Here is a 12228-nt window from a genome sequence, read left to right on the forward strand (position 1 = left end):
ACGACGGCCGTTCCTCCCGAGAGGAACGGCCGTCGTCGTGTCACGGTTCGACGGAACCGCTTCGGATCAGTCCCGCAGGCGTCGCGTGAGGACGGGTCCGATCACGGCCAGCGCCTGCGGCGACGTCATGTCCCAGTGCGTGACGGCGACCGGGACCGACTCGATGCTGCCGACGACGTCGCGCCACGATTCGGCGCCCGGGGTTCCGTCGAGCTCTGCGGCGAAGTACAGCAGGTCCCCGTCGAAGCGGCGGGTCGGCCGGTACGCCGCCAGCAGCGTCAGCGAGTGCTCCACCCCGCCCACGACGCGGTCGAGCTGCGCCCGGTCGAAGTCGCCGACGGGCAACAGTAGTTCGTGCAGTGCCTCCACGGCGCTCGCCCGGTCGAGCCGGTCGAGACTCGGGGTGTCGACGCCGTCGACACCGAGCCCACCGATCATGTCCCCCAGGGTGGGGGCCGCGGCGACGGGACCGGATGCATCGGTGGCCGCGTGGCTGTCGAGCATCGTGAGCGACGCGACCTCTTCGCCCGCCGCGGTCAGCTGCACGGCCATTGCATGCGCGATCACGCCACCCATGGACCACCCGAGCAGGTGGTACGGGCCGTGCGGCCGGACGCGCCGGATCTCGTCGACGTACCGGGCCGCCCAGTCCTCGATGGACCCCGGCAACTCCCTGTCACCGGCGAGCGCAGGCGACTGCAGCCCGTAGACGGGACGGGTCCCGTCGAGTGCGGCAGCCAGACCGGCGAAGCTCCAGGCCGGTCCGGTGATCGGATGGACGCAGAAGAGTGGCGGCTCCGCTCCCCCCTCGCGCAGCGGCAGGAGGACGTCGAACTCCTTCGAGCCGCCGGCGGCATCGGCCGCGGCGATCCGGCCGGCGAGGTCACCGACCGTCGAACTCTCGAAGAACCACGCCAACGGGACATCGGCGCCGAGTTCCCCGCGCAGCCGCGCGGCGGCGCGCACGGCGCTGAGGGAGTTACCGCCGAGCTCGAAGAAGTCGTCGTCCAGACCGACCTGCGGGGCGCCGAGGAGATCCGCGAAGACGTCCGCGACCAGCCGCTCGGCCTCGGTTTCCGGACTGCGGAACTCCGCCGCCTCGAACGTCGGGGCCGGGAGCGCCCGGCGGTCGATCTTGCCGTTGACGTTGAGCGGCAGCGCGTCCAGCCGCACGAACACCGACGGGACCATGTAGGACGGGAGCGCCCGCGCCAGCGACGCCTCGAGCGCCGCCGGTTCGAGGTCCGTCTCCGCGCCGACGACGTAGGCGACGAGGCGCTCGCCCAGCTTGTCGTCGTGCCACACCGTGACGGCGGCCTCCGCGACGGACGGCTGCGCGCGGAGCGCGGCCTCGATCTCGCCGAGCTCGATGCGGAATCCGCGCACCTTCACCTGGAAGTCGGCGCGCCCGACGTAGTCGAGGGTGCCGTCGGGACGCCACGCGACGACGTCACCGGTGCGGTACATGCGCTCGCCGGCAGCGCCGAACGGGTCGGCGACGAAACGATCGGCCGTGAGCGACGGACGCCCGAAGTAGCCCCGCGCCAACTGGGCGCCGGCGAGATACAGCTCCCCGGGCACTCCGACCGGGACCGGACGCAACCGGTCGTCGAGCACCCGCAGTCGGGTGTTCCACTCGGGCCCACCGATCGGGACCGCTGCCCCGGCCGTGGTCTCGACGCGCTGCGCCGTGACCGACACCGCTGCCTCCGTGGGGCCGTACAGGTTGACCAGGGCCGCGGTCGAGGCGGACGCGAAACGCGCGGCGGTGTCCACGGGCAGCACCTCGCCGATGGCGAGGACGCGGCGCAGCGACTCCGGCAGCCGGTCCCCCGACTCGACCAGCAGCGCCTGCAACATCGACGGCACGACGTGGAGCGTGGTCACCGACTGGCGCCGCATGAGCGCGTTCAGGTAGCCCGGATCGCGGTGGCCGTCCGGATCGGCGACGACGAGGCGGCCGCCGGAGGTGAGCGCGGACCAGAACTCCCACACCGACAGGTCGAACGTCGCCGCCGTCTTGAGCAGCGCCGCGTCCGTCGCGTCGAGTCCGTACTCGGCGCGCTTCCATTCGAGCTGGTTGACGATCGCGCCGTGCGGCACGGCCACACCCTTCGGGCGTCCGGTGGAGCCGGACGTGAAGATCACGTACGCGGTGTTCGACGGCCGCAACGGCGCGGTGCGCTCGGCGTCCACGACCGGGTCCGCTCCGACATCCGCACCCTCCACGGCGTCGACGCGCAGCACGGGTACGTTCCCCGCGGCCGCGAAGTCGCCGGTCGACAGCACGCACACCGGATCGGCGGACTCGAGGATGTAGGCAACGCGGTCGGCCGGATGGTCGGGGTCGACCGGGACGTACGCGCCGCCCGCCTTGGCCACCGCGTACATGCCCACGATCAGCTCGACCGAACGCCGCATCGCCAGCGCGACACGGGATTCGGGCCCCACCCCCATCGCGATCAGCCGCCGGGCCAGCCGGTTGGCCAGCGCGTCGAACTCCGCGTAGGTCAGCCGCCGGTCCCCCGCCACGATCGCCGGGGCGTCCGGCCGCTCGGCGACCTGCCGGTCGAACAGGTCGACGAGCGTCGCGTCGGTGTCGACGGCGTGGGCCGTGTCGTTCCACCGGTCGAGCACGGCGGAACGCTCCTCGGCGGCAACCATCTCGAGGTCGCCGACCGGGGTCGACGGCTCCGCCACCACGGCGCGCAGGATCCGCGCGTACATCTGCGCGAACCGGCGTGCCGTGTCCTCGGTGAAGAGATCGGTGGCATAGGTGAACTGGACGGCGAAGTCCGCCGGATTCCCGTCCTCGTCGGTGTTGTCGACGATGGTGACGTGCAGGTCGAACTTGGCCAGCGCGGTCTCGACGTCGAGCGCATGCACCTCGAGTCCGGGCAGGGTCAGGGCGCCGATCCGCATGTTCTGGAAGGAGAATCCGACCTGGAACAGTGGGTGCCGCGACGCGGACCGCACCGGGTTGAGGACCTCGACGAGCCGCTCGAAGGGAAGGTCGTCGTGGGCGTAGGCGTCGAGATCGGTGTCGCGTACCCGCGCCAGCAGGTCGGTGAACGTCTCCGCGGGATCCACCTGCACCCGCAGCGCGAGGGTGTTGACGAACATGCCGACCAGGTCGTCGAGAGCCGCCTCACCGCGACCGGCGATGGGCGTGCCGACGACGATGTCCTGCGACCGCGACAGCCGCGCGAGCAGCACGGCGAGCGCCGCGTGCATCACCATGAACGAGCTCGCGCCGCGCGTGCGGCCGAGTTCGACGAGTCCGCGGTGCGTGGCGGCGTCGACATCGACCCCGACGTCGGCGCCCGCGTACGACTGCTGCGCCGGCCGGGGACGGTCGGTGGGCAGGTCCAGCTGATCGGGGATACCGGCCAGCCGACCGCGCCAGTAGTCGATCTGACGGGCGATCACCGAATCCCGGTCGTCCTCGTCGCCCAGCGAATCCCGCTGCCACAGCGCGTAATCGGCGTACTGGACGGCCAGCGGCGCCCACCCGGGTGCGGCACCGGCCGCGCGCGCGGTGTACGCCGTCATGAGGTCGCGGATCAGCGGACCCATCGACACGCCGTCCGCCGAGATGTGATGCACGACGACCGCGAGCACGTACTCGGTGCGCGACAGCTCGTACAGCCGGACTCGCAGCGGCGCCTCGGCGGTGACGTCGAACCGAGTCGACGCGATTGCGACGACGCGCTGGTGGACGTCGTCGGCGGTGATGGGCTCGGGACCGAGGTCGAGGTGCGCGAGCACGTCCTCGACCGGCAGCACCTCCTGGTACCCGATGCCGTCCTGCTCGGGGTACCGGCTCCGCAGCGACTCGTGCCGCGCCACGACATCCGTCACGGCCGCGCGCAACGCGGCGACGTCGAGGGTCCCCGACAGCCGCACGGCCACCGGAATGTTGTTCACGGCCGACTCCGGTTCGAGTCGGTTGAGGAACCACATCCGCCGCTGCGCGAGCGAGAGCGGGATGCGGTCGGGCCGCGGACCCGCGACGAGCGCGCGGCGGGCGTCGCCGGTGTGCGATGCGAGCTGCGCCGCGAGGGCTTCCACCGTCGGCGCCTCGAACAACGTCCGCACCGGGACCCGGGTGCCGATCGCGCCGCCGAGCCGGGCCACGAGTTGCGTCGCGATCAGCGAGTTGCCGCCGAGGTCGAAGAAGTCGTCGTCCAACCCGGCCCTGTCGATGCCGAGCACGTCGCAGAACACCGACGCGACGAGGCGTTCGGTCTCGGTGGTCGGAGACCGGAACTCGCGGGCGTCGAAGACCGGCTCGGGCAGGGCCCGGCGGTCGAGCTTGCCGACGGCCGTCAACGGGATCTCGTCGAGAAGGACGACCGCGGCCGGCACCATGTACGACGGCAGCAGCGCCGCGGCGTGCCGGGTGATCTCCTCGACGTCGACGCCGCCGGCCCGGACGTACGAGACCAGCGCCGTCTGCCCGGACGGCAGCCGGTGCCCCACCGTGGTCGCGAACGACACCGCGGGGTGGTCGGTGAGTGCGGAGTCGATCTCGCCGAGTTCGATGCGGAAACCGCGCACCTTCACCTGGAAGTCCGAGCGGCCGACGTACTCGATGGCCAGGTCGCTGGCGTCGCCGGACGCGTCGCTCGTGGACGCCGTCCAGCGCACGACGTCGCCGGTGCGGTACATCCGCTCGCCCGCCGCACCGAACGGGTGGGCGACGAAGCGGTCCGCCGTCAGCCCCGCCCGGCCGTGGTAGCCGCGTGCGAGCGCGGCACCCGACAGGTAGAGCTCACCCGTGACGCCCACCGGGACCGGCCGCAGACGGGAATCGAGGATCATGGCGCCCACGCCCGCGACCGGGCCGCCGATCGTGACCGGCTTGCCCGCGAACAGTTCGCCGCGAGTGGAGATGATGGTGGTCTCGGTGGGTCCGTACGCGTTGAAGAACGTGCGCTCGGGCGCCCAGTGCCCGACGAGCTCGGTGGAGGACGCATCACCGCCGACCGAGAGCAGGCGCAGGTCGTCGAGCCCGGTCGGGTCCATCGAGCCCAACACCGCGGGGGTGATGATCGCGACCGTCACCCGGTGCTGCTCGAGATAGGCGTGCAGTTCCTCGCCGCCGAGAACGGTCGGCGGGACCACGACCAGTTCGGCGCCGGCCGCGGCCGCGACGCTCCACTCGAAGACCGACGGATCGAAGCTCGGCGAGCAGATGTGCAGTACGCGGTCGGTCGACGTCACCCCGTAGAGGTCGAGGGTCTCGTCGACCAGGCCCGACAGGCCGCGGTGCGTCACGACGACGCCCTTGGGCCTGCCCGTCGATCCGGACGTGTAGATGACGTAGGCAGCGTGGTCGAGGTGCAGGGGCCGAACGCGGTCGGCGTCCGTCACCGGGCGGGTCTCCCGGCCCGCCGCGGCCCGCTCGAGGTCTGCCAGGGTCGACCAGGTCACGGCGCTCGGCAACCGGTCGATCTCGTCCACGGTGGCGATACCCAGCGCGGCGGCCGAATCCGTCACCATGTGCGCGATGCGGTCCGACGGATAAGTGGGGTCGACCGGGACGAACGCCGCCCCGGTCTTCGCGACCGCCCAGACGCAGATCACCATCTCGATCGAACGCGGGAACGAGAGCGCGACAACGCTTTCCGGACCAACGCCGCGATCGATCAGCTCGCGGGCCAGGGCGCTGGAGCGCTCGTCCAGCTCCCGGTAGGTCACCGTGGTCGCGCCGCACGTGACGGCGGGCGCGTCACCTCGGCGAGCCGCACTGCGGCCGAGGATGGCGGTGAGGGTCTCCGTCCGCGGCACCGGCGCGCCGACCACGTGGGTGAGGGCCGCGGATTCGGCATCGCTCAACAAGGCCGCGTCCCCGACGGGCGCCGACGGGTCGGCGACCAAGGACTCCAGAACGCGCACGAAACGCTCACCGACGGCGCGGACCGTCGCGTCGTCGAACAGGTCGGTCGCGTAGATCATCGCCACCGACAACCCCGGCCGATCGGACTCGGGATCCGGCGCGTCGGCGACGGTGACCTGGAGGTCGAACTTCGCGACGGCGACATCGACGTCCACGCCCGCGACCGTCAGATCGGGGAGCTCGAGCGACTCGCCGACGAGACCGCTCTGGAAGGCGAGGGCGACCTGGAACAACGGGTGGCGGGCCTGCGACCGCTCCGGGTCGAGGATCTCGACCAGGCGCTCGAACGGCAGGTCGGCGTGCTCGAACGCCGCCAGGTCGGTGGCCCGCACCTGCGCCAGCAGGTCCGTGAAGGATCCGCTGCCGTCCACCTGCGCTCGCAGCACCAGGGTGTTGACGAACATGCCGATCAGGTCGTCGAGTGCCGCCTCGCCGCGACCGGCGACGGGGGTACCGATCGCGATGTCCGACGTGCCGCTCAGCCGCGCCAGCAGCACCGACAGGGCGGCGTGGACCACCATGAACGGAGTGGCCCCGTGGGCGCGGGCGACGTCCTCGAGGGACGTGCGCAACTCGGCGCCGATGGTGAACTGGTGCGCGGCACCGCTGTTGGAGGCGACGAGGGGGCGGGGCCGGTCGGACGGCAGGTCCAGCTGTTCGGGTAGGTCCGCCAGCTGCTCGGTCCAGTACGACACCTGCTGCGCAATCAGCGAATCCGGATCGTCCTCGCTGCCGAGGACTTCCCGCTGCCACAGCGTGTAGTCGGCGTACTGCACCGCGAGCGGCGCCCACGCCGGCGCCTCGCCGGCCACGCGGGCCGCGTACGCCACCATCACGTCGCGGATCAGCGGTCCCATCGAGAACCCGTCCGCGGCAATGTGGTGCACCACGAGCATCAGCACGTGTTCGGATTCCGAGAGCGCGAACAGTGTTGCGCGAACCGGGAGTTCGGTCGTGAGGTCGAATCCGCGCAGCGCCGCGCTCTCGATCCGTTCGATCAGGGCGGCGGACTCGACCTGCTCGACCGCGACGTCGAGGTCCAGCTCGTCGACGGGCAGGACCGCCTGGTAGCCGACACCGTCGGCATCGGGGAACACGGTGCGCAGCGACTCGTGCCGCGCCAGGAGATCGGTAACGGCTGCCTGCAGCGCCGGGACGTCGAGCGCGCCGGACAGTCGGACGGCGACGGGGATGTTGTTGACCGCAGATTCCGGATCGAGACGGCCCAGGAACCACATCCGCTGCTGCGCGAGCGACAACGGGATACGGTCGGGACGGTTCCAGGGCACCAGCGGTGCCCGCCGGGAGTTCTCGAGCGAGCCGATGCGGGCCGCGAGCGCTTCGACGGTCGACGCCTCGAACAACACCCGCACCGGCACCGTCGCATCGAACGCCGCACCCAACCGCGACACCACCTGCGTCGCGATCAACGAGTTACCACCCAACGCGAAGAAATCGTCGTCCAGACCCACCCGGTCCACACCCAGGATGTCCGCGAACACGCCCGCGACGATCTCCTGCGTCGGCGTCGACGGCGCCCGGAACACCGCAGCCTCGAACACCGGCTCCGGCAACGCCTTCCGATCCAACTTGCCCGACGCATTCAACGGGAACGCATCCAGGATCACGAACACCGACGGCACCATGTACGACGCCAACGACCGCGCCAGGCCGGCCTTGGCCTGCTCGACATCGAGGGACGCATCGGCCGCGGGCACCACATACGCGACCAACTGCTCGCTGCGCACCAGCACCACGGCCTGAGTGATCCCTGGCAACGACAACAGCGCGGTCTCGATCTCCCCCAACTCGATCCGCAGACCCCGCAACTTCACCTGGAAATCCGTACGACCGATGTACTCGAGCTCACCCGAGCCGTTCCACGACACCAGATCACCCGTGCGATACATCCGCTCACCCGGACCACCGAACGGGTTCGCCACGAACCGATCCGCCGTCAGATCCGCACGCGAAACATACCCACGGGCCAACTGCACACCCGCCAAATACAACTCACCCGCAACACCCACCGGCACCGGATGCAACCGCCCGTCCAGCACCAACACCCGCGTATTCCACACCGGCGCACCGATCGGCACACCCGCCGCATCCGCCGCCGTCACCTCGTGGAACGTCACATCCACCGCAGCCTCGGTGGGGCCGTACAAATTGTGCAACGCCGCCGACGGCAACACCTCACGCAACCGCGCCGCCGTCGACGCCGGCAACGCCTCACCCGACGCGAACACCAACCGCAACGAACCCACCCGCGCCGCAGCAGGATCGGCCAAGAACACCGACAGCATCGACGGCACGAAATGCGCCGTCGTCACGCCACGCTCGACCATCGTGCGCGCCAGATACGCCGGATCCCGATGCCCGTCCGGAGCCGCCACCACCAACCGCGCACCCACCTGCAACGGCCAGAAGAACTCCCACACCGACACATCGAACGTGAACGGCGTCTTCTGCAACACCACATCATCCGCGCCCAGACCGTACTCGGCCTGCATCCACACCAGACGATTCACAATCGCCGCATGCCCGACCGCCACACCCTTCGGCCGACCCGTCGAACCCGACGTGAAAATCACATACGCAGTGTTGCCCGAACGCAGCGGCGCACGCCGCTCCCCGTCCCCGACCGGCGCATCCGAGAACCCCGACACATCCACGGTATCGAGCTCGACGATCCGCTGCCCGTCGGGCAGACCCGAACGATCACGCGAAGTGCTCAGCAGCAGAACGGGATTCGCGGTCGTGAGAATGTAGCCGTTACGCTCCGCAGGCTGATCCGGATCCACCGGCACATAACCGCCACCCGCAGCCACCACCGCGTACATCCCCACCAACAGATCCACCGACCGGCACATCCCCAGACCCACCAGCGAATCCGGACCCACACCCTGACCGATCAGCCACCGCGCCGTCCGATGCACCCGCGCCGCGAACTCACCGTACGACAGCGACTCACCCTCGAACACCACCGCAACCGCATCCGGCGTCCGCGCCACCTGCCCCTCGAACAGATCCACCAACGTCGCATCCGCCACCACATGCTCAGTGGAGTTCCACCGCTGCAGCTGCGCGCGCTCGGACGGCGCGACCAGGTCGACGTCGCCTACTACCGATTCCGGTGCGGCGACGGCCGCTGTCAGCACCTGGACGAACTTCTCCCCGAACGCGCGCATCGTCGACTCGTCGAACAGGTCGGTCGCATACGTGAGCGCCACCGAGTAACCAGCGTCGGCGGCCTCCTGACTCTCCAGCACGGTGACCTGGAGATCGAACTTTGCTGTCGCAGAATCGAATTCCACCTCGGAAACCGTGAGGTCGCCGAGCGCGAACTCGGACGCACCGAAGTTCTGGAAGCTGAGCATCACCTGGAACAACGGGTGGCGCGCCTGCGAGCGGGCCGGGTCCAGAATCTCGACGAGCCGCTCGAACGGCAGGTCGGCGTGACCGAACGCCGCGAGGTCCGTGGCGCGGACCTGGGCGAGTAGTTCGTCGAACGACGCGCTCGGCCGGACGTCGGTGCGCAGTACGAGCGTGTTGACGAACATGCCGATCACGTCGTCGAGCACCTGCTCGCCACGACCGGCGACCGGGGTACCCACCGCGATGTCCGACGTGCCACCGAGCCGCGCCAACAGCACCGACAACGCCGCATGCACCACCATGAACGGGGTGACACCTCGGTCGCGCGCCAGTTCGTCCACCGCGACCGACAGCTGCTTCGGGAGTGGGAACCGATGTGTCGCACCACGGTTCGACGCCACCGCCGGCCGGGGCCGGTCAGCCGGCAGGTCCAACTGGTCCGGCAGCCCGGCCAGGTTGGACGACCAGTACTCGACCTGCTGCGAGAGCACCGACGCGGGATCGTCCTCCGACCCCAGCACCTCCCGCTGCCACAACGTGAAGTCGGCGTACTGCACCGGCAGCGGGGCCCAGGCCGGTGCGTCGCCTGCCGACCGGGCCGCATACGCGAGCATGACGTCGCGCGTCAGCGGGCCGATCGAGAAGCCGTCGGCCGCGATGTGGTGCACCACGAACACCAGCACGTGGTCGGTCGGCGACACCACGAACAGCCGCGCACGCACCGGGATCTCGCGGGCGAGATCGAAACCGGCGGCGACCATCTCGGTCACCCGCCCGAGGATCGCGTCGGCGGCGACGGCTTCCGACGGGAGCAGGTCACCGAGTTCGGCGGTCTCTCGCACCACCTGGTGGCCCACCCCGTCGATGTCGGGGAAGACGGTGCGCAACGACTCGTGTCGGTCGACGACGTCCGCGACGGCACTCTGCAGTGCCCGTGCGTCCAACGCTCCGGACAGACGGATCGCGACCGGAATGTTGTTGACGGTCGAGTCCGGCTCGAAGCGGCTGAGGAACCACATGCGCTGCTGCGCCAGCGACAGCGGAATCCGGTCCGGTCGCGGGCCGGCGACCAGGGCCGGACGGGTCGCGCCACCGGAGGCGCCGGCCACGACCGCCGCGAGGGCCTCGACGGTGGAGGCCTCGAACACGGCACGCACCGGGACCTGCGCGTCGACGGCTGCCGACAGGCGCGAGACGACCTGCGTCGCGATCAGCGAGTTGCCGCCGAGTTCGAAGAAGTCGTCGTCGCGGCCGACCCGTGGGACGCCCAGGACGTCCGCGAAGACGGAGGCGACGAGTTCCTCGGTCGCGGTGGAGGGGGCGCGGAATTCCTTGGCCTCGAACACCGGCGCCGGCAGTGCCTGACGGTCGAGCTTGCCGACCGGGGTCAGCGGGATCTCACTCAGCACCATCACGGTGGAGGGCACCATGTGTCGCGGCAGCGACCGGCCGACGAACTCGGTGAGTGCGGCGGTGTCCACGTCCCGTCCGGCCACCGGGTGCACGTAGGAGACCAGAACCTTGCTGCCCGTGGCCGATTCGTGAGCCACCGTCGCCGCGAAGTCGACGTCCTCGTGCGCCGCCAGCGCGGCGTCGATCTCGCCGAGTTCGATGCGGAATCCACGGATCTTGACCTGGAAGTCCGAACGCCCGACGTACTCGATCTGCTGCTTCGCGTTCCAGCGCACCACGTCGCCGGTGCGGTACATGCGTTGCCCCGGCTCCCCGAACGGGCACGCGACGAACCGCTCGGCCGTGAGCGCGAAACGGTCGTGGTAGCCGCGGGCGACGCCCGGGCCCCACACGTACAGTTCACCGGCCACGCCCACCGGCGTGGGCCGCAGCCGGTCGTCCAGCACCACCAGCGACATGCCCTGCGTCGCGGCGCCGATCGTGATCGGCTCGCCGGGCGTGAGCGGGTCCGAGATTGCGGTCATGATGGTGGTCTCGGTGGGGCCGTAACCGTTGAAGAAGCGGCGGCCCGGCGTCGCCCAGCGCGCGACGAGGTCGGGCGGGCACGCCTCGCCGCCGACGACGACGTCCGAGAAGGTGTCCAGCCCGGCGGGATCGACGGACGCGAGCGCGGCGGGGGTCACGAAGCCGTGTGTGACCTCGTGGGTGACGATCAGTTCGGCGAGGTCCTCGCCGCCGTAGACGGTGGGCGGCGCGATCACCATCGTCGAGCCGGCACCGATCGCCAACAGCAGCTCGAGCACCGAGGCATCGAAGCTCGGGGACGCGAAGTGCAGGGTCCGCGACTGCGGCGTCAGCTGATAGCGGCGGACCTGTTCGGCGCAGAAGTCGCCGAGCCCGGCCTGCGTGACGACGACGCCCTTGGGCCTGCCCGTCGAACCGGAGGTGTAGATGACGTACGCAGGGTCGGCGTCCGTGAGCGTCCGAGTACGGTCGGCGAACGTCACCGGCGCGTCCGACCGGGTCGTCAGGTCGCGGTCGAACGCGTCGTCCAGTACGAGCCATTCGACACCGTCCGGCAGCGAGCCCCGCGCCTCGGCGGTCGTCACGCCCACCACGACACCGGAGTCGCCGACCATGTGGGCGACGCGATCGGCGGGATAGTTGGGGTCGACCGGGACGAATGCGGCACCGGACTTGGCGACACCCCACACCGAGGACACCGACTCGATCGACCGGGGCACCGCCACCGCGACGAGATCGCCGGGGCCGATCCCCCGTTCGATCAGTACACGGGCGAGCCGGGACGACCACGCGTCGAGGTCCGCGTACGTGCGCGTCCGGTCGCCGCAGACGAGCGCGGTGGCCGACGGGTCGCGTTCGACCGCGGCCGTCAGCAGCTGCGGCAGCGTCGTCGTGCGGGACCGGCTGCGGCGCGCAGGCCGTTCCCTGCGCGCAGGCCGCGGACGACGCGTCCGCGCGGCCCCGTCACCGTCCGTACCCTGTGGCTCCCGGCTCTGCTCACTCATGCGTTC

1 protein-coding gene is annotated in these 12228 nt (G+C 70.6%); it reads right to left on the reverse strand.

The genetic code is table 11. The annotated features are described in order from the left end of the window. Positions 1–66: 66 nt before the first annotated feature. Positions 67–12222 (reverse strand): non-ribosomal peptide synthetase, encoded by a 12156-nt coding sequence (locus E7742_RS13850; protein ID WP_137799468.1) that lies wholly within the window; start codon positions 12220–12222, stop codon positions 67–69. Positions 12223–12228 lie beyond the last annotated feature (6 nt).

Source organism: Rhodococcus sp. SGAir0479, from assembly GCF_005484805.1.
Lineage (GTDB): Bacteria > Actinomycetota > Actinomycetes > Mycobacteriales > Mycobacteriaceae > Prescottella.

Excerpts from the sequence above, each read along its gene's own strand:
- E7742_RS13850 (WP_137799468.1), bottom strand. The coding sequence starts at position 12,222 with ATGAGTGAGCAGAGCCGGGAGCCACAGGGTACGGACGGTGACGGGGCC.